We start from the raw sequence: 24,664 nt of genomic DNA, 5'->3' as shown, positions 1-24,664 counted from the left end.
GATGACGCGCAGCGGCGGCTTTTCCGCGTCGACGACGGTGAGCAGCGCCGCGGGCCTGACCTACCCCGCAATATCTTGCGCTGTCGGCATTGTGGGAGCGCAACGACCAGACCGTGGGTGAGCTGGTGGAACTTTTGCAGCTCGACTACGGGACGACGACGCCGCTGTTGAAGCGGCTCGAGAAGCGCGGGCTGGTCGAACGAACCCGCAGCCCAGTCGACAGGTTCGATCTGACCCCGAACCGGTCCCGGACCACACGCAAAATGCTGCAGTCGATCATCGAGAAGGCGAACGACTAGCGGGCAGCTGGCTGTCACCCCTACCGGCGACACTGGCGGCGTGCTCGATTTGATCCTGCCGCTGGAATGCGGCGACTGCCGGACGGTGTCGACCCGCTGGTGCGATGCGTGCGCCATGGAGTTGGTCGTCAAGCCCGACGAACCCCACCTGATCAGTCCACGCGTCGACCCGCAAGCGCCGGTGTTCGCGCTCGGACGCTACGCCGGTGCGCGTCGCCAGGCGATTCTCGCGATGAAGGAGCACGGGCGCGGCGACCTGATACCACCGTTGGCCCAGGCGCTGGCGCTTGGCATACACCGGTTACTGGCCTGGGGCATCGTCGCGGCTCCATTGACGGTCGTGCCCGCGCCGTCCCGGCGCTCGGCGGCACGACGGCGCGGGGGCGATCCCGTCGCCCGGCTGGCGCAGGCGGCGGTGGCCCGGCATCCGGACGTCGGCGTCGTCGCGGCATTGCGGATGAAAGCGTTGACCCGGGACTCGGTGGGCCTGGGCACCGCGGAGCGCGAGCGCAACGTCGCGGGCCGGGTGTTGCTGCGGGGCGGGCGGCCGCGCACCGAGGTGCTGCTCGTCGACGACATCGTCACCACCGGCGCGACGGCTGCCGAGTCGGTGCGGGTGTTGTCGGCGGCCGGAGCGCGCGTGACGGCCGTGCTGGCGATCGCGGTCGCCTGATATCGGCGAAACTCGGCGTAAACCAGTGAAATTGCCAAGAAGACGTGAAGAACTCGCTACGGGTTCATCAAATCGGTGGCACGGCGAGGCGAACACGAGCTAACGTCGAGAACAACCTTCAACAACTCTTCGGGACCCACTGGTTCCGATTCACTGGTCGCAATTTCCCAGGTTGAGACGGCATACGCGGAGGGGGTGAGTATTCGACACCTTGCACCGGCGGGCTGCCTGCGGCGGTGATCTTTCTAGAACCGCTCCCAACCCCGTCGGAGCTTCATCTGAAAGCCGGCACGCAGGGCGCGTGCGACGTGAAAAGAGAAACGAGTTGTCACGTATGTCAAGGCTAACCGTGGATTCCACTCAGCTTCTGGACGAGCCACCGGTGAGGGTCGACGAGCAGGAACCGACCACAACCGCCGAGGTTGTCTTCAAGGGCCGCAACGTCGAGATCCCCGATCACTTCCGCGTCTACGTCTCGCAGAAACTCGCTCGCTTGGAACGATTCGACAAGACCATCTACCTCTTCGACGTCGAACTCAAGCACGAACGCAACCGTCGCCAACGTAAGTCCTGTCAGCGCGTGGAGATCACCGCGCGGGGCCGTGGGCCGGTGGTCCGCGGCGAAGCTTGTGCCGACAGCTTCTATTCCGCGCTCGAGTCCGCGGTGGTCCGGCTGGAGAGTCGACTGCGCCGCGGTAAGGATCGCCGCAAGGTGCACTACGGCGAAAAGACGCCCGTTTCCCTGGCCGAGGCGACCGCGGTGACCCCGCCGGAGCGGGCGTTCCTGAACAACCATGTGTCCGCGGAGGCGCACCAACACGACAGCGGCGACGACGATGGCCATCAGCCGGGGCAAGTGGTGCGCACCAAGGAACACCAGGCCACCCCGATGTCGGTCGACGACGCGCTCTACGAGATGGAACTCGTCGGACACGACTTCTTCTTGTTCTACGACAAGCAGACCGAGCGGCCGTCCGTCGTCTATCGCCGCCACGCCTACGACTACGGACTGATCAGGCTGTCCTGACGATCAGCGGTCCTCGCGGGGTCGTCCCCTACCATGGGAGTCGCTCGGAAGAAGAAGACTCCTACCAACAGGGGACCTAGCTGTGCTGTCGAAGTTGCTGCGCCTTGGTGAAGGTCGCATGGTCAAGCGCCTCAAGCGGGTGGCCGACTATGTCAACACGTTGTCTGACGACGTCGAGAAACTCACCGATGCGGAGCTGCGGGCCAAGACCGACGAGTTCAAGAAGCGACTCGACGACGGCGAAACCCTGGATGACCTGCTGCCCGAGGCGTTCGCGGTGGCCCGCGAAGCGGCCTGGCGGGTGTTGGATCAGCGCCCGTTCGATGTGCAGGTGATGGGGGCCGCCGCCCTGCACCTGGGCAACGTCGCCGAGATGAAAACCGGTGAAGGCAAGACCCTGACCTGTGTGTTGCCGGCCTATCTCAACGCGCTGGCCGGCAACGGCGTGCACATCGTCACCGTCAACGACTACCTGGCCAAACGCGACAGCGAGTGGATGGGCCGGGTGCACCGATTCCTGGGCCTGCAGGTCGGGGTGATCCTGGCCAACATGAACCCCGACGAGCGCCGGGTGGCCTACAACGCCGACATCACCTACGGCACCAACAACGAATTCGGCTTCGACTACCTGCGCGACAACATGGCGCACTCGGTCGACGACATGGTGCAGCGCGGCCACACCTTCGCGATCGTCGACGAGGTGGACTCCATCCTGATCGACGAGGCCCGCACGCCGCTGATCATTTCCGGACCCGCCGACGGCGCCTCCAACTGGTATCTCGAGTTCGCCCGGTTGGCTCCGCTGATGGAAAAGGACACCCACTACGAGGTGGACCTGCGCAAACGCACCGTCGGTGTGCATGAACTCGGGGTGGAGTTCGTCGAGGACCAGCTGGGCATCGACAACCTCTACGAGGCCGCCAACTCGCCGTTGGTCAGCTACCTGAACAACGCACTGAAGGCCAAGGAGCTGTTCAACCGCGACAAGGACTACATCGTCCGCGACGGCGAGGTGCTGATCGTCGACGAATTCACCGGCCGCGTACTGATCGGCCGCCGCTACAACGAGGGCATGCACCAGGCCATCGAGGCCAAGGAGCACGTCGAGATCAAGGCCGAAAACCAGACGCTGGCCACGATCACGCTGCAGAACTACTTCCGGCTCTACGACAAGCTGGCCGGCATGACCGGTACCGCCCAGACGGAGGCGGCCGAACTGCACGAGATCTACAAGCTCGGTGTGGTCCCGATCCCGACCAACAAGCCGATGGTCCGCCAAGACCAGTCCGACCTGATCTACAAGACCGAAGAAGCCAAGTACATCGCGGTGGTCGACGACGTCTCCGAGCGTTACGAGAAGGGCCAGCCGGTCTTGATCGGTACCACCAGCGTCGAGCGCTCGGAGTACCTGTCGCGACAGTTCCAGAAGCGCCGTATCCCGCACAACGTGCTCAACGCGAAGTTCCACGAGCAGGAGGCCGGCATCATCGCGGTGGCCGGACGCCGGGGCGGCGTCACCGTGGCCACCAACATGGCCGGCCGCGGTACCGACATTGTGCTGGGCGGCAACGTCGACTTCCTGACCGACCAGCGGCTGCGCGCGGCGGGCCTCGACCCGGTGGAGACGCCCGACGAGTACGAGGCGGCCTGGCACGAGGAACTGCCCAAGGTCAAAGAAGAAGCCAGCGCCGAGGCCGAAGAGGTGATCGAGGCGGGCGGGCTGTACGTGCTGGGCACCGAACGCCATGAGTCGCGGCGCATCGATAACCAGCTGCGTGGCCGCTCCGGCCGCCAGGGCGACCCGGGCGAGTCGCGCTTCTACCTCTCGCTGGGCGACGAGTTGATGCGCCGCTTCAACGGCGCCGCCCTGGAATCGTTGTTGACCAGGCTGAACCTGCCCGACGATGTGCCGATCGAGGCCAAGATGGTCACCCGCGCCATCAAGAGCGCCCAAACCCAGGTTGAGCAGCAGAACTTCGAGGTCCGCAAGAACGTCCTCAAGTACGACGAGGTGATGAATCAGCAGCGCAAGGTGATCTACGCCGAGCGCAAGCGCATCCTCGAGGGCGAGAACCTGCAGGAGCAGGCGTTCGAGATGGTCCGCGACGTCATCACCGCCTACGTGGACGGCGCGACGACCGAAGGTTATGCCGAGGACTGGGACCTCGACGCGTTGTGGTCGGCGCTCAAGACGCTGTACCCGGTCGGGATCGACCACGAGTCGCTCACCCGCCGCGACGCGGACTCCGACCACGATGACCTCACCCGTGAGGAGCTACTCGAGGCGCTCGTCAAAGACGCCGAACGAGCTTATGCCACAAGGGAATCCGAGCTAGAGGAAATCGCTGGAGAAGGCGCGATGCGCCAGCTCGAGCGCAACGTGCTGCTCAACGTCATCGACCGTAAGTGGCGCGAGCACCTCTACGAGATGGACTACCTCAAGGAGGGCATCGGGCTGCGCGCGATGGCGCAGCGCGATCCACTGGTCGAGTACCAGCGCGAGGGCTACGACATGTTCATGGCCATGCTCGACGGCATGAAAGAGGAGTCGGTCGGCTTCCTGTTCAACGTCACCGTGGAGGCCATTCCCGCTCCGCAGGTCGCGCCGGTGCAAACCCCGGAGGGGTTGGCGGAGTTCGCAACCGCCGCCGCGGCCGAACCGCAGCAAGAGGAATCCGCCCCCGCGCCCGCCGCGGTGCGCGAGCAGGCACCAAGTACGTTACGGGCCAAGGGTATTGACAACGAGGCCCCCGCTCTGACGTATTCCGGTCCGGCAGAGGACGGTTCGGCGGAGGTCCAGCGCAACGGCGGTGGCGCGCAGAAGACGCCGGCCGGTGTGCCCGCCGGTGCCAGCCGGCGTGAGCGCCGCGCCGCAGCCCGCCAACAAGGCCGGGGCGCCAAGCCGCCGAAGTCGGTCAAGAAGCGCTAGCCGGGCGTTCGTCGCCGAGCGTGCGGCTAGCCGGGCGTTCGGCGCGAGTGTGAAGTTATTTCACGCTCGGCGCCCAGCGTGAAACTAACTTCACGTCCGAGGCGCGGCCCGGGAACTTGAGGCATTAGCCTCATGCGCCCGGCTCGTCGGGGCGCGCAGCATCGGTGCATGACCACGCCGCTCACTCCCGCCGATGCCGCTTCGGCCGTCCTGCACAATGCCACGCTGCCCCCCGGTGATGACGAAAGATTCGCCGGTTTCGGGGTTTTGGGCCTGCCCTTCGCCAGCGGGCATTACCTGGCGTTGCGCTGCATACCCAGGTCGTCGTTCGCGCCGGGCTATCGGTCGGTGTGGCATCGCGATGCGGCCGGGGTGTGGACGTTTTACGCGACGACCCCTGGCGAACACAGTTGCTCCCGCTTCTTCAGCGCGGCCACGCCCCGAGACGCCGTGCAATGCGGTATCGACATCGCCTGGGTTACCCCCTGGTCGCTGTATGTCCGGATTGCCGGATTGCTCGAGTGGCATCTCGATCTCGGGACCAGTGCGTCGACCCGGTTGATGAGCGGGATCGCCCCGCGCTTGCCCGAACGGGTATGGACCAACCGGTTGGCGCTCGCCGCGCTCGGGCGGGTTGCCGGTCCGATGATGAGAGCCGGACGGGTCCGGTTATCCGGCAAGGCGCCGAACGGCCAGCGATTCATGATCGCCCCCAAACGATTCTGGGCCGTCACCGATTCGCGCGCGGTGTGGCGCGCCGAGGGCCTCGGCCCGGTTACCCCGCTGCGTCAGCAGGCGCGCTTGGCCGACTTCTGGGGGCCGCAGCGGGGGCTTTTCGTGACCGGGGGCGGCCGTCTGGAGACGTTCGACCCCAGCCGTCACCGCGGCGTGCAGCGCACCACTTCGATTTGCTGACTTGCACGCGACCGAAGGGGACAATGAGCCGATGGCGTCGCAGATCACCGAGCCGGCGCCGGCGGGCGAGGCGCCCAGCCGGGCCGAGCTGTTGGCGGCGTTATCCGTGGCGATCGACCTCGGTCTGGGGCAACCCGCCGAGCACATGCTGCGCGCGGCGATGATCGCGACGCGGCTGGCCGATCGGCTGGGACTGACCGACGCACAACGGGATTGCGTCTACTACACGACACTTGTCATGTGGATCGGGTGTCATGCCGACTCCCACGAATACGCGCTGTGGTTCGGCGACGACATCGCGGTGCGGCACGACTCGTACCTGGTCGACTGGTCGGGGCTGCCGTACTGGCGGTTCCTGCTGGGCAATATCGGTCGCGGCCAGCCGTTGACGCAGCGACTGACCATCATGGCGACGCTGTTCGCCGATGCGCGCGGTCAGCTGTCCCGGTTGATCCACTCGCATTGCACCTCCGCGGCGCTGCTGGCGGATCGCATCGGGCTGGGCCCCGACGTCCAGGCGTCGCTCGTCTTCGCTTTCGAGCGCTACGACGGCGGCGGACTACCCGCCGGCACGCACGGCGAGCAGATCCCGATACAGATGCGGGTCGCCCAACTCGCCGAGATGGTCGAGGTGCACCATCGGACCTACGGCGTCGAGGGCGCCGTGGCGATGGCGCGCAGCCGCCGCGGCGGCCAATTCGACCCGACGGTCGTCGACACCTTCATCCACCATGCCGACGCCATCTTGGCCGGGCCGGGCCCCGGCGATGCGTGGGCGGCGGCAGTGCGCGAGGCGCCCGACCGCCACCAACGACTCGACGACAAGGCACTGGACACACTTCTCGTCGCCTTCGGCGACTTCGTCGACCTCAAATGTCCGTTCACTCTTGGGCATTCGCGTGCGGTGGCCGGCCTAGCCGGCGACGCGGCGCTCGCCGCCGGCGTCGATCCCGGCTCGGCGGCCCTGACGCGACGTGCCGGCCACGTTCACGACCTGGGCCGCATCGGTGTGTCGAATCAAATCTGGTCCAAGCCGGCATCGTTGACCCCCGGCGAGTTCGAGCGGGTGCGGCTGGATCCCTATCTCACCGCCCGGATCCTCAACCAGGTCCGCGGCCTGGGGCGGCTAGCGGAGGTGGCCGCAAACCACCACGAATGCCTGAACGGGTCGGGATACCCACGCGGGCTTGCCGGCGCCGCGCTGAGCCTGCCCGACCGCATCCTGGCGGCCGCGGTCGGCTATCAATCCGCCTGTGAGCCAAGGCCATACCGCGAAGAGCTGTCGTCCGGTACGGCGGCGCGGCGGCTGTACGAGCGGGCGAGCGCCGGCGAACTCGACACCGTCGCCGTCGAAGCGGTGCTGCACGCGGCGGGCCAGCCCGCCCAACGGCCAAAGCCACGTCCCGGCGGGCTCACCCCGCGCGAGATCGAAGTGCTTCGCCTCGTCGCCCGCGGCGCGTCCAACAAGGAAATCGCGGCCGCATTGGTGATCAGCGAGAAGACCGCCCGCAACCATGTGGAGAGAACCTACGCGAAGATCGGTGTCTCAAATCGCATCGGCGCCAGCATGTATGCCCTACAACAAGGGTTGTCAGTGCCGATTACCGAAAATTGAGGCAATCGCCCCATCTCGTCGCGCGGCAATCGGCGGACAATCAAAACATGAAGCGATATCTGACAATCTGTTACGGCGCAGTGGCTTATCTGCTGTTCCTGGTGTCGTTCACGTACGCGATCGGATTCGTCGGCAACATCGTTGTGCCACGCAGTGTCGACCACGCGCTCTCGGCGCCGGTTGGCTGGGCGGTGCTGATCGACGTACTCCTGCTTGGTGTTTTCGCGATTCAACACAGCGTCATGGCGCGCCCCGCCTTCAAGAGATGGTGGACGGGATTCGTGCCGACCGCGATCGAGCGCAGCACTTACGTGGTGCTGGCCAGTGGTGGCGCGCTGCTCTTGCTCTATTGGCAGTGGCGGACGCTTCCGGACGTCGTGTGGGACGTGAGTCTGCCGGCGGCACGCGTGCTGCTGTGGGCATTGTTCTGGCTCGGGTGGGCGACGGTGTTCTTCTCGTCCTTCATGGTCAGTCACTTCGACCTGTTCGGCTTGCGGCAGGTGCACCTGGCATGGCGTGGAAAACCATACCGCAACTTAGACTTTCGCGTACGGTATCTGTACCGGTTGGTGCGGCACCCGCTGATGCTGGGATTCCTGATCGCGTTCTGGTCGACGCCCACGATGACGGCCGGGCACCTCCTGTTCAGCATCGCCACAACGGGTTACATCCTGATCGCGTTGCGGCTCGAAGAACACGATCTGGTCGAGGCGCTGGGCGAGCAGTATCTTGCCTACCGCCGCGAGGTGCCGGCGCTGGTGCCCGGGGTACGGCGGCACTCGAACGCGACGGCCAGCCAGCACTAGCCTTCGAGGAGCGCGACCCAGGTTTCGCGGACCAGCCTGTGCCGTCGGCCGGGCTCAGCTCGTCGCGCCGGATGCGGCCACCGGCCCGTCCGCCCGTCGCGGTGGTTTTCCACGCGATGCGCCCGATAACACTCGCGCCCCTCAACCGATGTGCAGGGCGACTACCTGCCAGCGGACTCCACCGCTGGTGGGCAGCTTCTCCACCCGAGCGGCGATGGCGTGCATGCGGTCCCCGCGGCTGTAGGAGCCGAACACCTCGGCGGCCGTCTCCGCGGCGCTTCGCCTGACCGGTTGCAGCCGCATCCGACGCAGCACCGCGGCCGCCTGGCGTCCGGCGGGCTGATCGACAGCACGGAGTCGACGAGTCCGGGCACCAGCAGACCCCGGAGCTGGGCGACCGGCCGGCGATGATCGATCACCTCGAGCACGCGGCGCAGGGCGGCGTCGGCGAAGGTCGCGGCCTGACCCATCGTCGCGGACCAGGCCGGATTCGGCTCGGGTCGCCGGACGGCCCGCCCGCTGTAGGGTCGGCGGGGCCCACGGTGCGCCACTGTCGGCGGCCGGCAGGGCGCGAGGTTATGCGGCACCTCCCGTGGCGGCGGTTCGTACTCGACGACCGGCACGACGGCGAAATCGTCTCGGTGAGCGGGATTTACGGGGCTGACGGTCGACACGCACTCTCCAAGTCATCGATGAACGAGCGGCCTGCAGGAGAGTGGCAGACAATTGGTCTTTCAATTGCCGGTCATCATCGCACAATTCGACATCGCGCGTACCCGCACCGTGTTGCGCCCTAGCGGACGATTACGGTGGGCGAGAGCATCGGGGAACGCCAAGGATTGACCTAGGAGGTCAGGGCCGCAATGGTGACCCGGTTGTCCGCTTCGGACGCGTCCTTCTATCGGCTGGAGAACACCGCCACCCCGATGTACGTCGGGTCGCTGTCCATCCTGCAGCGCCCGCGGACCGGGCTGAGTTATGAGACGGTGCTTGCCGCCGTCGAACAGCGGTTGCCGCAGATACCGCGCTACCGCCAAAAGGTCCGCGAGGTGGGGATCGGGATGGCCAGGCCGGTTTGGATTGACGACGCCGATTTCGATATCACCTACCACGTGCGGCGCTCGGCGCTGCCGTCGCCGGGCAGCGATGAGCAGCTGCACGAGCTGATCGCCCGACTGGCCGCCCGGCCGTTGGACAAAACGCGGCCGTTGTGGGAGATGTACTTGGTTGAAGGCCTGGCCAAGAACAGGCTGGCGCTGTACACCAAGTCGCACCAGGCGCTGATCAACGGGATGACCGCGCTGGAGATCGGCCACGTGATCGCCGACCGGACGCGGCAGCCGGCGCCGTTCCCCGAAGACATCTGGATCCCGGAACGCGAGCCCGGCTCGACCCGGCTGCTGGTGGGCGCGCTCAGCGACTGGATGGTGGGCCCGGGCACGCAGTTGCAGGCCGTCGGCTCGGCGATGGCCGGGGTGGCGACGAACTACGGCGAACTGCTCAACGTGGGCCGTCGGGTCTTCGACATCGCGCGGACCGTCGCGCGCGGCACCGCGCCCAGTAGCCCGCTCAATGCCACCGTTTCGCGTCATCGGCGATTCACGGTGGCGCGCGGCAGTCTCGAGGACTACCGCACGGTGCGGGCCCGCTACGACTGCGACATCAACGACGTGGTGCTGGCCGTCGTGACCGGCGCGCTGGGCAACTGGCTGATGTCACGCGGGATGGCGGTGTCGTCGAGCGCGACGATCCGCGCGATGGCACCGCTTTCGGTCTACGCCGAAGACCAACACGACTCGACGGGCCCCGGCCAGATGATCAGTCAGGTCACCCCGTTCCTGGTCGACCTGCCGGTGGGTGAGGGAAACGCGGTGGTGCGGCTGTCGCAGATCGCGCACGCCACCGAGTCCAATCCGTCGGCCGCCCGGCTGGTCGACGCCCGGACTATCGTCACGCTGTCCGGTTTCGCGCCACCGACCCTGCACGCCATGGGTATCCGGGTGGCCACCAGCTTCTCGGCGCGGTTGTTCAACTTGCTGATCACCAATGCGCCCGGCGCTCAGTCGCAGATGTACGTCGCCGGCACCAAGCTGCTGGAGACGTACTCGGTACCCCCGTTGCTGCACAATCAGGCGCTGGCCATCGGTGTGACGTCCTACAACGGCACGCTGTATTTCGGAATCAACGCCGATCGCGAGGCGATGAGCGACGTCGACCTGCTGCCGGGGTTGTTGAAACAATCACTCGAGGAACTGCTCGAAGCTTCCCGCTAATTGTTGACGGTGAAAATTGGTGTGGGGATATACTATTCGTTACCGTGAGCACCTCGAACAACGGCGAGCCGGCAAAGGCGAAGAAAAAGAAATCCTCCGCGCGCAGCGCGCCCAAAATCTCCGATGCCGTCTATGAAGCTGAATTGTTCCGGCTACAAACAGAATTCGTGAACCTGCAAGAGTGGGTGCGGCATTCCGGCGCGCGAATCGTGGTGCTCTTCGAAGGTCGCGACGCCGCGGGCAAGGGTGGTTCCATCAAACGGATCACCGAATACCTCAGCCCCCGTACCGCCCACATCGCCGCGTTGCCGGTGCCCACGGATCGGGAGCGCGGCCAGTGGTACTACCAGCGGTATATCGAGCATCTGCCCAGCAAAGGCGAAATCGTGCTATTCGACCGGTCATGGTACAACCGTGCTGGGATCGAGAAAGTCATGGGATTCTGCTACGCAAGTACTGGTTTTCGGTTTCCGAGGGTGAACAGCTGCGTCGTTTCAAGGCGCGCCGCAACGACCCCGTCCGGCGCTGGAAACTGTCCACGATGGACTTGGAATCGGTGTATCGCTGGGAGGACTATTCGCGCGCCAAAGACGAGATGATGGTGCACACCGATACACCGATAAGTCCTTGGTACGTAGTGGAATCCGATATCAAGAAACACGCGCGCCTGAACATGATGCACCACCTGCTCGCCAGTATCGAGTACCACGAGGTCGACGAGCCGAAGGTCGAGTTGCCGCAACGTCCGGTGGTCAGCGGCAACTACCAGCGCCCGCCGCGCGAGCTGTCGACTTACGTCGACGATTACGCGGCCACCCTGATCAAGAGCTGACGATGGGTGCTAGCACGGTCCAGGTTTACATTCCGGCCACTCTGGCGATGCTGCAGCGGCTTGTCGCCGACGGCTCACTGAGCCCGGTCAACGGCACCGCTTTCGCGGTGACGCCGACCCTGCGCGAGGCCTATGCGGAGGGCGACGACGACGAGCTCGCCGACGTGGCGCTGCGCGAGGCGGCGCTGGCTTCACTGCGGCTGCTGGCGGGCGAGGAAGCCGGGGGAGATGATCGGTCGGTGCGACCGCGGCGCGCGGTGCTGGCCGCCGAGCTCGATGACGTCACGTTCCGCCCCGATCTCGACGATGCGGTGGTCAGGCTCGCCGGGCCCGTCCCGATGGACCGGGTGGTCGCGGCCTACGTCGACAACGCCGGCGCGGAGGAGGCCGTCGCGAAGGCGATCGAAGCCATCGATGCCGCTGACCTGGGTGATGAGGATGCCGACCTGATCGTCGGCGACGCCCAAGACCACGATTTGGCCTGGTACGCGAACCAGGAGCTGCCGTTCCTGCTCGACCTGTTGTGAGCGCTACAACGCGCCGGCGAATGTGACGCAATCCGGGCACGTGGGCCTGGAAAACATACCGTAACTTACGGTACCGTAGCCTTTGTGACGGGGTACGAGACGCCCCAGCGAAAATCGAGCGGAAGCTAAACGCCCGCAGCCTGAGCAGGAGCTTCCTATGGGTAGGAAATACCAATCGATCACCGCGAATGTGGTCGAAACCAAGCGTCCCACGGTCGCGGGGGCGGAGCGGCACCCCGGTTGGCATGCGCTGCGCCAGCTCGCCGCGCGTATCACGACGCCGCTGCTGCCCGACGACTATCTGCACCTGGCCAACCCGCTGTGGTCGGCGCGCGAATTGCGCGGCCGCATCGTGCAGGTTCGCCGCGAGACCGAGGATTCCGCAACCCTGGTCATCAAACCGGGCTGGGGTTTCGGCTTCGACTTCGAGCCGGGCCAGTACATCGGGATCGGACTGCGGTTGGACGGCCGCTGGCGCTGGCGGTCTTACTCGCTGACGTCGAGTCCCGTCGCGCGGTCCGGGTCCGGCCCGGAGCGCACCGTGACCATCAGCGTCAAGGCGATGCCGGAAGGTTTCTTGTCCACCCATCTGGTGGCCGGGGTCGAGCCCGGGACGATCGTGCGGCTGGCCGCGCCCCAGGGCAACTTCGTCCTACCCGACCCGGCTCCGTCGTCGATCCTGTTCCTCACCGCTGGATCTGGGATCACGCCGGTGATGTCAATGCTGCGAACACTGGTGCGCCGGAAGCAAATTGTTGACATCCAGCACGTGCATTCGGCGCCCACCCAATCCGACGTGATGTTCGGTGCCGAATTGATCGCGCTCGCGGCGGTGCACCCCGGGTACCGGCTGCAGGTTCGCGAGACCCGGGCCCAAGGCCGGCTGGACCTGGCCCGGCTCGACGACGAGGTGCCCGACTGGCGCGAACGTCAAACCTGGGCCTGCGGGCCGGAGGGCATGCTGGCCCAGGCCGAGAAGGTCTGGGGGGCCGCGGGCATCGCCGACCGGCTGCACCTGGAGCGGTTCGCGGTGGCCAAGGCCGCACCCGCCGGAGAAGGTGGAACCGTGACCTTCGGCCGAAGCGGGCGTACGGTGTCCGCCGACGCCGCGACCTCGCTGATGGACGCGGGGGAGGGTGCCGGAATCCAGATGCCCTTCGGCTGCCGAATGGGTATCTGCCAGTCCTGCGTGGTACCCCTGGTGGAGGGTCACGTCCGTGACCTGCGCACCGGGCAGGAACACGAGCCCGGGAGCCGGGTGCAAACGTGCGTTTCGGCCGCATCGGGCAATTGTGTGCTCGACATTTAAAGGCTACTCATAGGTAACCTACGGCTTCGTAGGTTACAATAGCGTAGGTACTGACCACAGAAACGAACGCCGGGAGGTGAGACCAATGGCGATCACAGACGTCGACGTATTCGCGCATTTGACCGACGCTGATATCGAAGCCCTGGCCGTTGAGCTGGATGCTATCCGCCAAGACGTAGAAGACTCACGCGGCGAGCGGGACGCCCGCTACATCCGTCGCACCATCGCCGCTCAGCGCGCGCTGGAGGTATCCGCCCGACTGATGCTGGCCGCGAGTTCGCGGCGCTCGGCATGGTGGGCTGGAACCGTGACCCTGGGCGTGGCCAAGATCATCGAGAACATGGAGATCGGCCACAACGTCATGCACGGCCAGTGGGACTGGATGAACGACCCGGAGATTCACTCCTCCTCGTGGGAGTGGGACATGAGCGGGTCGTCCAAGCACTGGCGTTACACGCATAACTTCGTGCACCACAAGTACACGAACATCCTCGGGATGGACGACGACGTGGGCTATGGCATGCTGCGTGTCACCCGCGACCAGCGCTGGCGGAAGTACAACCTGTTCAACCTGGTCTGGAACACCTTGCTGGCCATCGGTTTTGAGTGGGGCGTCGGCTTGCAGCACGTCGAGATCGGCAAGATCGTCAAGAAGCGGATGGACCACGACGAAGCACGCCAGCGCACGGACGAGTTTTTCGCCAAGGCCGGCCGTCAGGTGCTGAAGGACTACGTCGCATTCCCGGCTCTGACCTCGCTGTCGCCCGGCGCGACCTACAAGTCCACATTGAAGGCCAATGCCGTCGCGAACGTGATCCGCAACGTGTGGGCCAACGCGGTGATCTTCTGCGGCCACTTCCCCGATGGTGCAGAGAAATTCACCAAGACCGACATGATCGGCGAAACGAAGGGCCAGTGGTACCTGCGCCAGATGCTGGGTAGTGCCAACTTCGAAGGTGGATGGCTGCTGCGGTTCATGAGCGGCAACCTGTGCCACCAGATCGAGCACCACCTCTACCCTGACCTGCCGAGCAACCGGCTGCACGAGATCTCGGTGCGGGTGCGTGAGATCTGCGACAAGTACGACTTGCCTTACACCACAGGGTCATTCCTGGTGCAGTACGGCAAGACGTGGCGCACGATGGCCAAGCTGTCGTTGCCCAACAAGTACTTGCTGGACAACGCCGACGACGCGCCGGAAACCCGTAGCGAGCGGATGTTCGCCGAACTCGACGCCGATTTCGCGGGCACGGATCCGGAGACCGGCCGGCGGCGCGGACTCAAGACCGCCATTGCCACCGTCCGGGGCTGGCGCCGCAACAAGCGCGCCATGAAGAAAATGGGGCAGCTGCTCAAGGACGCCGACGACCTGGCGGCCTGAGCGCTTACAGCATGGCGAAGAACATCGCCGCGGTGCCGGCGGCAGTGCACGCTTGATACAGCGGTTCCAACCGCGTGGACTGCCGCCGGGCTGCGTACCGGCATGACCAATACAGCGCCACGACCGCGAACCCGAGGGCCGCGATCCAGTTCACCGTGGTGATCCATCCGGGTCCCGTTGGCGCCCTGAACATCTGGTGCCCGGGCATCTCCATGCCGGGCATGGTCATGGCCAGCGATGTCGGGTGGCTGGCCTGGCCCGGCAGGTTACCGCTCATCACCGCGTACATCCACACCATCGCCGCCGTCATCACGGCGTAGTAGCAGTTGGTGAGTCGCTGGCCGATGGCGGACGACGCGCGACCCGCCGCGCGCACATACCAGGCGCCGGCCAAGCTGAAGAAGACCATCGGCCCGGCTGTCGACAGATCCATGCCGACTTGCCACGCCATCAGGACCATTGCCGCCGCCATCGTCAGGTGTAACAAGTGGTCGATTGTGCTCGTCGCCCGATCGCGTTGCGCGACAAGGAGGTAGACGTACGTTGCAATGCTGATACCGAAGAGGGCGGTGACAATCCACCGCAACGTCAAGTCGCCGATCAAGAGGTGGCTTCCTCGCCTGGCATGCGCCGAACGGTACCCCCGTAGGGTACCAAGATCAAGCAGCGCGGCCGACGGCGCGCCGCGCGGCCGTGTGTCGAGATGATCGGCCGATCTCGGTTTAGGTGACGGCGCCGAGGCCGCCCAGCGCCCTGTACTGCGCAATCCCGGCGCGGTTGGCGCTTAGCGCTATTCTCGGAAATATGCTCGCAGCGTTTGGGTTCGAAACCCTGGGTGTGGTCGTCGGGGACATGTTCTTCGTCGACCCGACCCCGAATGAAGGTCAGGAAACCCCGGAGCGGGGAGTCAGGCTGGAACTGCGCGTCGTCGATCGGGCCGAGCCGCACGGGTCGATCTACGCCGGCATCCCGATCGCCTTCAACCGCCCGGTGTGGCGCGTCGATCTCTTTGGGTCGACCGAGAGCCCGCCGGGGACGCTGGACCGGGCCCATCATCATCCTCGATTCGAGGGCTGGGAGCCCGGACGCCGGAACTTTGTTCCCGAGCTGTCGGCAGATCCGGTGTCTTGGCTGGCCGGTCAGTTGGCCGATCCGGTCACCGTGCTGACTCGGGCGGGCGTCGATGCCGATGAGGTCCCCGAGGCGGATAAAGCCGGACTGGCCGCGGCGGCTCCGGAGATCGTTGCCGCGGTGAAGAGGATGCTGGACGGCGTGCGAGAGGGGGAATTGGCCCCGGCACCCGCGGAGCCGGTTGCCGCCGCGCGCACCGGGTGGCTCTGACTTCACCGAGCACGACGGAGGCGGGTTCGTAGGCGCCTTCGAGGCGGCGTACTACTGGACCGCGGTGCCGAAAAGATGCCCGATGCCGTAGGTCAATCCGAGTCCGGCCGCGCCGCCGAGCACGACACGAAGCACCGCACGCCAAACACCACCGCCGCCAGTCCGTGCGCTGAGTGCACCGGTGAGCGCCAGGGCCGCGAGCACGGCGACAAAAGTGAACGGAACCCGAAATGCGCTGGACGGCAATAAGATAGCCACTAATGGCAGCAGCGCTCCGATCAGGAACGAGGTCGCAGAGGCTGCGGCGGCTTGCCACGGGTTGGCCAAGTCGTGGGGATTGATGTTGAGTTCGGCGTGTGCGTGGGCGGTGAGCGCATCGTGCGCGGTCAGCTCTTTGGCGACTTGCGCTGCGGTTTCAGCCGACAAACCTCGGCCCTGGTAGATGGCCGTCAATTCGGCCAGTTCGGCCTCGGGTATGTGCTGCAACTCATTTCGTTCGGTGGCGAGCTGAGCCTTTTCGCTGTCCCGTTGGCTCGAGACGGAAACAAACTCGCCCAGTGCCATCGAGACGGCCCCGCTGACTAGGGCCGCCAGGCCCGCGGTGAAGATCGGACCGCGCTCGGTGGTCGCCCCGGCCACCCCGACCACCAGGCCGGCCACCGATACGATGCCGTCGTTGGCGCCTAATACCGCTGCGCGCAGGCTATTGAGCCGGCCAGAGGTGTCGCCGGCATGCGGTTCGGCGGCGTGGGTTGGTGCCTCCTGAGGCGGCTCGTTTTTGCCCATGTCGCCTAGCAAAGCGCATCTTCACCCGGTCGCGCCAGCAAGCGCAGCCTCATCAAACTTTGTGCACTAGACCTAATTAGCTTTGCCTTTGTCGGGTTGAGCGACGGTATGATCGCGGTCGCCCCACCTCACAGTGGCGCTCGTTGCAGCCCGCCGGACAAGCCATGACGCTGGCGCCCGAGGTATTTATATTCGCGCGAAGGAACCTCATGACGGTCATTCACGGCTTGCCTGCCCATGCGCTGCTCGTCCATTTCCTCGTCGTCCTGGTACCGCTGACAGCACTTTTAGAGATCGTGTGTGCCTTGTGGTCCGCGGGCCGGCGAGGGCACCTGGGCTGGCTCACCGGCGTCCTCGCGGTCGCGACCGTGGTGCTGACGCCGATCACGACAAATGCCGGCGGATAGCTTTACGACTTGCGGCGCGATCCCAGTCCGATTCTGCGCAAACACGCCGAGTTAGGCGACACCATGATCTATTTCGCTGTTGCGCTGTTGATCGTCGCGGTCGCGCTTTTGATACTCGGTTTGGCCGAACGCCGATCCGGCTCGAGTCGTCGGCCTCTCAGCGTGCCCGTCGCAATTGTTGCGGTCGTCGTTGCTGTCGCGACGATGATCCAGATCTACCGCGTCGGGGATACCGGAGCACAATCCGTGTGGGGCAACGAGATAACGCATCTCAAACAAGCCAACTCCAAGTAGCCGCGTCACGTCCCAGGGGTGGCCGAAACTGACTAGCCCAGCCACTTGATGATGGTGGCCTTGGCCATGCCGCCGGTATCCGAGCCCGAGCCAGGGTTGGGTCAGGGGCGCAGGTCTCGAACACCGATCTGCGGCGTGAGACGGCCTGTTCGTCGCGTGCGCGCGTTCGATTCCGCTATCAGTGCACGGCGGTCGCCATGGAAATACGTGTATCCGGCGGTGAGAAAACACAGGGTGCTTACGATCGCCAACATCTGGGCGCCGCTCACGGCCAGGCTAATGCCGCCGCCGATGGCTGCGCCCAGTACAAAGCTCAGGTACAGCAGAAAGTATCCCAACCATTGGGCCGCCGAGCCGCCGCTGATGTGACGTTCAATGCCCTGGCCCATCTTCACAAGGGTCCCCGTCACATAGCTCAGTGGCGTCGATACCTCGCCGTCCTTCGTAAATGACGTATTGAGGGCGCCGACTCCGAATGCAACGAAAAGGGTTGGTGCGAAGGAGAGATCGTTTGATTGCGACCACCCATGAGTGGTGACGCAGACCGCGGTAGCGGTAGCCAAAGACAGGGCGGTGAGCACTGTTGGTCCATGGGGATGCGTTACCCACAGATGGCGCTTACACAGCGATGCGACTACCACGCCTCCTACGAAAGTCGCTATCAGCAACGCTGCTGTAATTGCGAGCCAAGGTTGTTGGCGAAAAAGTCCCAATGCCGCACGTTCGGAGTTACCCGTCATGAAGGTCACGAAGTATCCAGCGGAGTGGGTAAACGCGGCCGCGCCGATCAGGCCCGCCAGTGCCGCCAACACCCATGACAATTTTGTCTCGCTGTCGAACGTCACGGACATATCGGTGACTCCTCTCGGCCTTCCGCGTAGAGCCACGGGTGAGCTCTGTGTACGCCGTGACCCATATACCCCCAAGGGGTATATGGGCCAACCACTATTGGCGCAAGGAGTCCTCGCCCAGCTCGGCCGGGCCCCAGGCGTGTACCCGGGTACTCGGCGTCTACTGAAGCGTTCTAGCCCAGCCGTTCGATGATGGTGGCGTTGGCCATGCCGCCGCCCTCACACATCGTCTGCAGACTGTAACGGCCACCGCGCTGTTCGAGCGCGTTGACCATCGTGGTCATGATGCGAGCTCCGCTGGCGCCCAACGGGTGTCCGATCGCGATGGCACCGCCGTTGACGTTGGTCTTGGCGAGATCGGCACCGGTGTCGTGAGCCCAGGCCAGCACCACGGGTGCGAAGGCCTCGTTGACCTCGAACAAGTCGATGTCGGCCAGCGTCAGGCCGGATCGCTGCAGCACCTTCTCGGTCGCCGGGATAACGCCGGTCAGCATGTACAGCGGGTCGTCGCCCACCACGGTGGTGGTGTGAATCCGCGCCAGCGGGCGCAGGCCCAGCTTGTTGGCGACCTCACTGGTGGTGATCAGCACCGCGGCGCTGCCGTCCGAGAGCGGCGACGAGTTACCCGGGGTGATGTCCCAATTGATCTGCGGGAAGCGCTGTTCCATCTTTTCGCTGTAGAACGCCGGCTTAAGTGCGGCCAGGGTCTCGACCGTGGTGGCCGGGCGGATGATCTCGTCGGTGTGCAGCCCGGCGATCGGGATCAGCTCGTTTTCGAACAGCCCATCTTTGGTGGCGCGGGCGGCCTTGTCGTGGCTACCGGCCGAGAACTCGTCGAGCTGAGTACGCGAGAAGCCCCACTTGGCGGCGATCAATTCAGCGCTAATACCCTGCGGAACAAGACCTTCGGGGTAGCGCGTGCCCATGCCCGCGCCGAACGGGTCGCTGCCCGGCAATACCTGGGTGCCCATCGGGACGCGGCTCATCGACTCCACGCCCGCGGCGATCACCATGTCGTAGGCGCCGGCGATGACTCCCTGCGCCGCGAAGCTGATCGCCTGCTGGCTGCTGCCGCATTGGCGGTCGATCGTGACGCCAGGAACCGATTCGGGGAAGCCCGCGCCCAGCAACGCGTTGCGCGCGATATTGACCGCCTGGTCGCCGACTTGTGTGGACGGCACCGGCGATGACGTCGTCAACCTGCGCCGGGTCCACACCGGTGCGGGCCACCAGCTCGCGCAGGCTGTGCGCCAGCAGGTCGACCGGGAGCACGTCGTGTAGTGCGCCACTGGCCTTGCCCTTGCCGATCGGGGTGCGGACGGCGCCGACAATCACCGCGTCGCGGCCCTGAAATGAGGTCATGACTCCTCCTTGAGCCCTGGGTATGGCTCGATATACCCAGCAAAGCGTCTAGGTATACTAAAATCAACCCAGACGGGAGGTGATCTACATGACATTTCTGCAGGGCGCCCTGGCGGATCGGGAGAAATGGTCGGCGGTTGGTCAGTGCGCGATCGAGAAGACGATGGCGGTGGTCGGCACCAAGTCGGCGATGCTGATCATGCGCGAGGCGTACTACGGCACCACCCGATTCGACGACTTCGCGCGCCGGGTCGGGATCACCAAGGCGGCCACGTCCGCGCGCCTGACCGAGCTGGTTGATCTCGGGCTACTGGCGCGCCAGCCCTATCAGGAGCCAGGTCAGCGCAGCCGCGAGGAATACGTGCTGACCGAGGCCGGTACCGACTTCATGCCGGTGGTCTGGGCCATGTTCGAGTGGGGACGGCACCATCTGCCGGGCCGCCACCAGCTACGGCTGACCCACCTGGGATGCGGCGCGGAGGCGAGCGTCGAAATACGGTGCACCGAGGGCCATTTGGTGCCGCCCGACGAGCTCGGCATGCGGCTGGCTAAGTCTCCCTGAGAGCTCCGAGCAATCGGCGGGCCGCTTCGACACGGCGAAGGGCGGGACCGGAGAGCATGTCCAGCGCGCATTCCGGGTCCGCCGGTGGCCCCATGTGGCCGCAGCCGCGTGGGCAATCCTGCACGGTCTCGGCTAGATCCGAGAAGGCCAACAACACGTCGTCGGGCCGGATGTGAGCCAGCCCGAACGAGCGGATGCCGGGTGTGTCGATCACCCAGCCGTTGGCGCCCAGCGGGAATGCCACCGACTGCGTCGAGGTGTGCCGGCCCCTGCCGATCTCGGTAACCTCGCCTACAGTTCGATCCGCTTCTGGCACAATACGATTCACCAATGTTGACTTGCCGACGCCGGAATGCCCGAGCAGCACGGTGATCTTGCCGGCGAGCAGGTCCACCACGGCCAGCAGCGGATCGTCGCGGCCCGCGGTGACCACCGTTAAATCGAGGTCGGCGAACTGCTTTGCGAACGGCTCGGGCGGGGCCAGGTCGGTCTTGGTCAGGCACAGAATTGGCGTCAACCCGCCGGCGTACGCGGCGATCAACGCCCGGTCGACCAGACCCGTGCGCGGCGGCGGGTCCGCAAGCGCCACCACGATCAGCAGTTGGTCGGCGTTGGCGACGACCACCCGCTCGGTGGGATCGGTGTCATCGGCGGTGCGCCGCAACACCGTTCGCCGAGGCCCGCGACGCACGATGCGGGCCAGCGTGTCCGGCCGCCCGGACAGGTCACCCACCACGTCGACGTCGTCGCCGACCACGATCGGGGTGCGGCCCAGCTCGCGGGCCCGCATCGCGGTGACCCGGCTGTCGGGCCGACCCCCGAGCACACATCCCCACCGGCCGCGGTCGACACTGACCACCATCGCGGCCTCGGCGTCAGCGTGCTCGGGACGGGTTTTGGTCCGGGGCCGTGAACCCCGGCCGGATCGGACCTTGACGTCGGATTCGTCGTAGTCACCCGGCCTCAAACGTTGGACTCCAGCATGCGTGCCCACAGCTGAGCGAATTCCGGCAATGTCTTTGTGGTGGCGCCGATGTCGTCGATCTCAACTCCGGTTACCCGCAGCCCGACGATCGCGCCGGCCATCGCCATCCGGTGGTCGGCATACGCGCGCCAGATGCCGGAGTGCAGTGGTGTCGAGGTGATCACCAGGCCGTCGGCGGTCTCCTGGCAGTCACCCCCCAGCCGGTTGATCTCGGCGCTAAGCGCGGCCAGCCGGTCGGTCTCGTGGCCGCGCAGATGGGCGATGCCGGAAAGCCGCGACACCGACCCCGGGGTGGCCAGTGCCGCCAGCGCGGCGACCGACGGCGTCAGTTCGCCGACCGCGCGCAGGTCGACATCAAATCCTCCGTAGCCGTCCTCCGAGCCCTGCACTTCGAGATATGAATCAGTCTGGGTGACAACGGCATTCAGCTCGCCCAAGACATCCAGAATGTCGCCGGCGGGTTGCACGCTGGTCGACGGCCATCCGGTGATGCGTACCGTACCGCCGGTGACGACGGCCGCCGACAGGAACGGAACCGCGTTGGTGAGGTCGGGTTCGACGTCCCAGTGCCGGGCCGCGACCGTGCCGGGATGCACCTGCCAGCGGTTGGGCACCGAATCGTCGATGTCGACTCCGCCTTGGCGCAACATCACTGTCGTCATCGCGATATGCGGCTGCGACGGCAGCGACGTCCCGGTGTGCACGACGGTCAGGCCGTTGCTGAACGACGCCCCGCACAGCAACAGGCCGGAGACGAACTGCGACGACCCCGACGCGTCGATGGCCACGGTGCCGCCGGCGACCGATCCGCTGCCCAGCACCCGGAACGGCAGACCGGTGCCCTCGATCGGGACACCCAGGTCGCGCAGCGCGTCCAGTAACGGAGCGATCGGCCGGCCCCGGGCCTGGTCGTCGCCGTCGAATTCCACCGCTGCGTTGGCCAGCGCCGCCAGCGGTGGAACGAAGCGCAACACCGTGCCGGCCAGGCCGCAGTCCACGCGCGCGCCGGGGCCGGGGTCGAGCCGGCCGCTGACCGTCAGTTCGGTGCCGTCGCCGTCCACCCGCAGGCCCAGCGCGGCCAACGCACCGATCATCAGGTCGGTATCGCGGCTGCGCAGCGCGCCGCCGATCGTCGACGCGCTCTGGCCCTGCGCGCTGGACAGTCCCGCGAGCACCAGCGCCCGGTTGGTCTGCGATTTCGAGCCCGGCACGGTCACGGTCGCGTGCACCGGCGTCGGCGCGATGGGGGCCGTCCAGGGGTCGGTGCTCACGGCTTCATCCTGCCGTGTCGGCGGGTGTCGTGGGTACCGGGCACCATGGATGTCATGTGTGGACGGTTTGCGGTCACGACGGATCCGGCCCTGCTGGCCGAGAAGATCAAGGCGATCGACGAAGCTACCGGTAGCTCGGAGCGCGCGAGCGAGCCCAACTACAACGTCGCCCCGACGACCACGGTCGCGACGGTGGTGTGCCGCCACAGTGAGCCGGACGACGAGCCGACTCGCCGGGTGCGGCTGATGCGCTGGGGGCTGGTTCCGCCGTGGGTCAAGGCCGGTCCCGACGGCAGCCCGGATTCCAAGGGTCCGCTGCTCATCAACGCCCGCTCCGACAAGGTGGCGACCTCGCCGGCCTTCCGCGGTTCGGCCAAGAGCAAGCGTTGCCTGGTGCCGATGGACGGCTGGTACGAATGGCGGCCAAATCCGGACGACGCCGCGGGCAAGAAGAGCGCGAAGACGCCGTTCTTCATGCATCGCGAGGACGGCGAGCCGCTGTTCATGGCGGGCCTGTGGTCGGTCTGGAAACCCGACAAGGAGGCGGACCTGCTGCTGAGCTGCACGATCATCACCACCGACGCCGTGGGGGAGCTGGCCGGGGTCCACGACCGGATGCCGTTGATTCTGGCCGAGCGTGACTGGGACGCCTGGTTGGATCCCGATGCCCCGCTGGACACCGAGCTGCTGACGCATGTGCCGGATGTGCGTGGCATCGAGCTGCGCGAGGTGTCGCGGCTGGTGAACAGCATCCGCAATAACGGGCCCCAGCTGCTCGAGCCGGCCGAACCGCAGCCCGAGCAGATCACGCTGTTATAGCCCTCACACGGTTTTTGTGACACGTGGCGAGCATTTTATGCCGTCTCGTCGTCGTCTGGGTTGTGGAGGAGTTTGTTGGGGTGGTGGTAGGTGTTGGTGCGGGGTTGGCCTTTGTCGAGGTGGGGTGGGGGGATCCATTCGGTGGTGCCGTTGGGGTGTTTGCGGGTGGTCCAGCCGTGGGGTTGTAGGAGTCGGTGGTGGGTGCCGCAGGCCAGGGTGAGGTTGTCGATGTTGGTGGTGTGGCAGGTTGCGTAGTCGGTGATGTGGTGGATTTCGCAGTAGTAGCCGCCGACGGTGCAGCCGCGGTCTTTGGCGTACAGCACGATTCGTTGTCCGGGTGAGGCCAGGCGTTTGGTGTGATACAGCGCGACGGGTTGGCCCTGGTCGAAGATGGCGAGGTAGTGATGCGCGTGGCGGGCCAGGCGGATCACATCGGAGATGGGGAGCCGGGTTCCGCCGCCGGTGAGGCCGTGGCCGGCGGCGGCTTCGAGTTCGGTCAGGGTGGTCGAGACGATGATCGAGGCGGGCAGCCCATTGTGCTGACCCAACTCCCCGCTAGCGAGCACGGCACGGAGGGCGGCGTTGAGGCCGTCGTGATGGCGCTGCGCCGCCGAGCGGGGGTCGTGATCGATCGCGTCCTGGGACGGTGCGCCGTCGACGCAGGGGGTGTGGTCGTCGGGGTTGCATATGCCGGGGGCGGCGAATTTGGCCAGCACGGCCTCCAGCGAGGCGCGGGCTTGGGGGGGTGAGCCAACCACTGAGGGCGGACATGCCGTCGGCTTGCTGGTTGCCCAGGGTCACCCCGCGGCGATGTGCCCGGTCGTCGTCGGTGAAGTTGCCGTCCGGGTTCAGGCAATTCATCACGTGCTCGGCGAATCCGATCAGCTGGTCGGGGCGGTATTGGGTGGCTAGGCGGGCGAGGTCGGCTTCGGCGGCGGTGCGGGTCTCGATGTCGATCCAGCCCGGCAGCTGATGGTAGAAGCGCCGAATCACCGCGACATGCTCGCGACCCAGCTTTCCGGCCCTTTGCGCGGTGGCGGTGGCGGCCAACACCGGCGGCAACGGTTCACCGGTCAGGGCGCGTCGCTCCCCGAGGTCGGCGGCTTCGCGGACCCGGCGGCCGGCGTCGGCGCGGCTGATCAGGGTGGCGTCGGCGATCGCATGGGACAGTGTGCCGCCCAACTCCGCCGGGGTGGCGTCCTGGGCGAGCCCGTTGATCAGCGGGTGTTGGCCGGCGGATAGTTGTCGTTGTGCCTGCTCGTAGCGGCGCAGCATGGCCAGTCGCTCGGGGGTGCGTAGCATCTGTTTGTCGAACCCGTTGATGGTCTCGATCGCGGCGGTCAGCACATCGAAGGCCGCCACCATGGCTTCCCCGTCGACGATCACACCCGTACTCATAC

At 66.0% G+C, this 24,664-nt stretch carries 18 protein-coding genes and 6 pseudogenes; 16 read left to right on the top strand and 8 right to left on the bottom strand.

Annotated features, from left to right (window positions below; translation table 11 throughout):
- Nucleotides 1–74 precede the first annotated feature (74 nt).
- The 7 genes and pseudogenes from G6N54_RS12190 to mddA form a co-directional block, all read left to right on the top strand.
- Nucleotides 75–299 (top strand): annotated as a pseudogene (locus tag G6N54_RS12190) (MarR family winged helix-turn-helix transcriptional regulator); the annotation flags it as partial.
- A 40-nt stretch (nucleotides 300–339) separates the two neighbouring features.
- Nucleotides 340–972, top strand: coding sequence for a ComF family protein (locus G6N54_RS12185; RefSeq protein ID WP_163790374.1), 633 nt, complete (start codon nucleotides 340–342; stop codon nucleotides 970–972).
- A gap of 349 nt (nucleotides 973–1,321) precedes the next feature.
- Nucleotides 1,322–1,999: a ribosome hibernation-promoting factor, HPF/YfiA family gene (hpf, locus tag G6N54_RS12180; protein WP_372513198.1), complete on the top strand. Its 678-nt coding sequence runs from the start codon at nucleotides 1,322–1,324 to the stop codon at nucleotides 1,997–1,999.
- Between the two features lie 82 nt (nucleotides 2,000–2,081).
- Nucleotides 2,082–4,928, top strand: a complete 2,847-nt coding sequence (gene secA / locus G6N54_RS12175) for a preprotein translocase subunit SecA (protein WP_163790372.1) — start codon at nucleotides 2,082–2,084, stop codon at nucleotides 4,926–4,928.
- Nucleotides 4,929–5,096: 168 nt separating this feature from the next.
- Nucleotides 5,097–5,843: a hypothetical protein gene (locus G6N54_RS12170; RefSeq protein ID WP_163790371.1), complete on the top strand. Its 747-nt coding sequence runs from the start codon at nucleotides 5,097–5,099 to the stop codon at nucleotides 5,841–5,843.
- A 31-nt stretch (nucleotides 5,844–5,874) separates the two neighbouring features.
- Nucleotides 5,875–7,458 carry an HD domain-containing phosphohydrolase gene (locus tag G6N54_RS12165; RefSeq protein WP_163790370.1) on the top strand — a complete coding sequence of 528 codons (1,584 nt, stop codon included), beginning with the start codon at nucleotides 5,875–5,877 and terminating at the stop codon, nucleotides 7,456–7,458.
- A 47-nt stretch (nucleotides 7,459–7,505) separates the two neighbouring features.
- Nucleotides 7,506–8,264, top strand: coding sequence for a methanethiol S-methyltransferase (mddA, locus tag G6N54_RS12160; RefSeq protein WP_163790369.1), 759 nt, complete (start codon nucleotides 7,506–7,508; stop codon nucleotides 8,262–8,264).
- 141 nt (nucleotides 8,265–8,405) lie between these two features.
- Here mddA and G6N54_RS31340 read toward each other — a convergent pair.
- Nucleotides 8,406–8,887: pseudogene (locus G6N54_RS31340) on the bottom strand (Rv3235 family protein).
- A gap of 240 nt (nucleotides 8,888–9,127) precedes the next feature.
- On the opposite strand from G6N54_RS31340, the gene G6N54_RS29470 reads away from it, so the two are divergent.
- The 5 genes and pseudogenes from G6N54_RS29470 (at nucleotide 9,128) to G6N54_RS12125 (ending at nucleotide 14,586) form a co-directional block, all read left to right on the top strand.
- Nucleotides 9,128–10,537 carry a WS/DGAT/MGAT family O-acyltransferase gene (locus tag G6N54_RS29470; RefSeq protein ID WP_170313045.1) on the top strand — a complete coding sequence of 470 codons (1,410 nt, stop codon included), beginning with the start codon at nucleotides 9,128–9,130 and terminating at the stop codon, nucleotides 10,535–10,537.
- Nucleotides 10,538–10,581: 44 nt separating this feature from the next.
- Nucleotides 10,582–11,369: pseudogene (locus G6N54_RS12140) on the top strand (polyphosphate kinase 2).
- A 2-nt stretch (nucleotides 11,370–11,371) separates the two neighbouring features.
- Nucleotides 11,372–11,896 (top strand): DUF6912 family protein, encoded by a 525-nt coding sequence (locus G6N54_RS12135; RefSeq protein WP_163790367.1) that lies wholly within the window; start codon nucleotides 11,372–11,374, stop codon nucleotides 11,894–11,896.
- A gap of 157 nt (nucleotides 11,897–12,053) precedes the next feature.
- Complete coding sequence (locus tag G6N54_RS12130; RefSeq protein WP_163790366.1) at nucleotides 12,054–13,205, top strand: ferredoxin reductase; 1,152 nt, start codon at nucleotides 12,054–12,056, stop codon at nucleotides 13,203–13,205.
- An 85-nt stretch (nucleotides 13,206–13,290) separates the two neighbouring features.
- Nucleotides 13,291–14,586 carry a fatty acid desaturase family protein gene (locus tag G6N54_RS12125; RefSeq protein ID WP_163790365.1) on the top strand — a complete coding sequence of 432 codons (1,296 nt, stop codon included), beginning with the start codon at nucleotides 13,291–13,293 and terminating at the stop codon, nucleotides 14,584–14,586.
- A gap of 4 nt (nucleotides 14,587–14,590) precedes the next feature.
- On the opposite strand, the gene G6N54_RS12120 is transcribed toward G6N54_RS12125, so the two are convergent.
- The gene (locus G6N54_RS12120) at nucleotides 14,591–15,190 is read right to left on the bottom strand and encodes a DUF5134 domain-containing protein (protein ID WP_163790364.1); all 600 of its coding nucleotides are present in this window, start codon (nucleotides 15,188–15,190) and stop codon (nucleotides 14,591–14,593) included.
- Between the two features lie 200 nt (nucleotides 15,191–15,390).
- Between G6N54_RS12120 and G6N54_RS12115 the strand changes: the two genes are divergently transcribed.
- The gene (locus G6N54_RS12115; protein WP_163790363.1) at nucleotides 15,391–15,927 is read left to right on the top strand and encodes a hypothetical protein; all 537 of its coding nucleotides are present in this window, start codon (nucleotides 15,391–15,393) and stop codon (nucleotides 15,925–15,927) included.
- A gap of 51 nt (nucleotides 15,928–15,978) precedes the next feature.
- Here the strand turns inward: G6N54_RS12115 and G6N54_RS12110 are convergent, their stop codons facing one another.
- Complete coding sequence (locus G6N54_RS12110; protein WP_163790362.1) at nucleotides 15,979–16,713, bottom strand: VIT1/CCC1 transporter family protein; 735 nt, start codon at nucleotides 16,711–16,713, stop codon at nucleotides 15,979–15,981.
- A gap of 209 nt (nucleotides 16,714–16,922) precedes the next feature.
- Between G6N54_RS12110 and G6N54_RS12105 the strand changes: the two are divergent.
- Nucleotides 16,923–17,414 (top strand): annotated as a pseudogene (locus G6N54_RS12105) (DUF2231 domain-containing protein).
- A 101-nt stretch (nucleotides 17,415–17,515) separates the two neighbouring features.
- Here the strand turns inward: G6N54_RS12105 and G6N54_RS12100 are convergent.
- Nucleotides 17,516–18,265, bottom strand: a complete 750-nt coding sequence (locus tag G6N54_RS12100; RefSeq protein ID WP_163790361.1) for a YoaK family protein — start codon at nucleotides 18,263–18,265, stop codon at nucleotides 17,516–17,518.
- Nucleotides 18,266–18,438: 173 nt separating this feature from the next.
- Nucleotides 18,439–19,627: pseudogene (locus G6N54_RS12095) on the bottom strand (thiolase family protein).
- Between the two features lie 88 nt (nucleotides 19,628–19,715).
- On the opposite strand from G6N54_RS12095, the gene G6N54_RS12090 reads away from it, so the two are divergent.
- Nucleotides 19,716–20,189: a winged helix-turn-helix transcriptional regulator gene (locus G6N54_RS12090; protein ID WP_163790360.1), complete on the top strand. Its 474-nt coding sequence runs from the start codon at nucleotides 19,716–19,718 to the stop codon at nucleotides 20,187–20,189.
- Here G6N54_RS12090 and rsgA read toward each other — a convergent pair.
- Both rsgA and aroA read right to left on the bottom strand, forming a co-directional pair.
- Nucleotides 20,176–21,156, bottom strand: a complete 981-nt coding sequence (gene rsgA, locus G6N54_RS12085) for a ribosome small subunit-dependent GTPase A (RefSeq protein ID WP_163790359.1) — start codon at nucleotides 21,154–21,156, stop codon at nucleotides 20,176–20,178. The genes G6N54_RS12090 and rsgA overlap by 14 nt on opposite strands.
- The gene (gene aroA / locus G6N54_RS12080; RefSeq protein WP_163790358.1) at nucleotides 21,153–22,445 is read right to left on the bottom strand and encodes a 3-phosphoshikimate 1-carboxyvinyltransferase; all 1,293 of its coding nucleotides are present in this window, start codon (nucleotides 22,443–22,445) and stop codon (nucleotides 21,153–21,155) included. The genes rsgA and aroA overlap by 4 nt, the downstream gene beginning before the upstream one ends.
- 54 nt (nucleotides 22,446–22,499) lie before the next feature.
- On the opposite strand from aroA, the gene G6N54_RS12075 reads away from it, so the two are divergent.
- Nucleotides 22,500–23,264, top strand: coding sequence for an SOS response-associated peptidase (locus G6N54_RS12075; RefSeq protein WP_163790357.1), 765 nt, complete (start codon nucleotides 22,500–22,502; stop codon nucleotides 23,262–23,264).
- A 35-nt stretch (nucleotides 23,265–23,299) separates the two neighbouring features.
- Here G6N54_RS12075 and G6N54_RS12070 read toward each other — a convergent pair.
- A pseudogene (locus G6N54_RS12070) lies at nucleotides 23,300–24,662 on the bottom strand (HNH endonuclease signature motif containing protein).
- Nucleotides 24,663–24,664 lie beyond the last annotated feature (2 nt).

The sequence above is a fragment of the Mycobacterium stomatepiae genome (assembly GCF_010731715.1).
Taxonomy (GTDB): Bacteria; Actinomycetota; Actinomycetes; order Mycobacteriales; family Mycobacteriaceae; genus Mycobacterium; species Mycobacterium stomatepiae.
Note: the sequence above shows the minus strand (reverse complement) of the source record. Positions and strands in the feature narration are given on the sequence as shown.

Bases quoted from the DNA above. Each gene is read 5' to 3' on its own strand.
- G6N54_RS12170 (WP_163790371.1), top strand. From the start codon at position 5,097: ATGACCACGCCGCTCACTCCCGCCGATGCCGCTTCGGCCGTCCTGCAC.
- G6N54_RS12165 (WP_163790370.1), top strand. From the start codon at position 5,875: ATGGCGTCGCAGATCACCGAGCCGGCGCCGGCGGGCGAGGCGCCCAGC.
- mddA (WP_163790369.1), top strand. From the start codon at position 7,506: ATGAAGCGATATCTGACAATCTGTTACGGCGCAGTGGCTTATCTGCTG.
- G6N54_RS29470 (WP_170313045.1), top strand. From the start codon at position 9,128: ATGGTGACCCGGTTGTCCGCTTCGGACGCGTCCTTCTATCGGCTGGAG.
- G6N54_RS12135 (WP_163790367.1), top strand. From the start codon at position 11,372: ATGGGTGCTAGCACGGTCCAGGTTTACATTCCGGCCACTCTGGCGATG.
- G6N54_RS12130 (WP_163790366.1), top strand. From the start codon at position 12,054: ATGGGTAGGAAATACCAATCGATCACCGCGAATGTGGTCGAAACCAAG.
- G6N54_RS12125 (WP_163790365.1), top strand. From the start codon at position 13,291: ATGGCGATCACAGACGTCGACGTATTCGCGCATTTGACCGACGCTGAT.
- G6N54_RS12115 (WP_163790363.1), top strand. From the start codon at position 15,391: ATGCTCGCAGCGTTTGGGTTCGAAACCCTGGGTGTGGTCGTCGGGGAC.
- G6N54_RS12110 (WP_163790362.1), bottom strand. From the start codon at position 16,713: ATGGGCAAAAACGAGCCGCCTCAGGAGGCACCAACCCACGCCGCCGAA.
- G6N54_RS12100 (WP_163790361.1), bottom strand. From the start codon at position 18,265: ATGTCCGTGACGTTCGACAGCGAGACAAAATTGTCATGGGTGTTGGCG.
- G6N54_RS12090 (WP_163790360.1), top strand. From the start codon at position 19,716: ATGACATTTCTGCAGGGCGCCCTGGCGGATCGGGAGAAATGGTCGGCG.
- G6N54_RS12075 (WP_163790357.1), top strand. From the start codon at position 22,500: ATGTGTGGACGGTTTGCGGTCACGACGGATCCGGCCCTGCTGGCCGAG.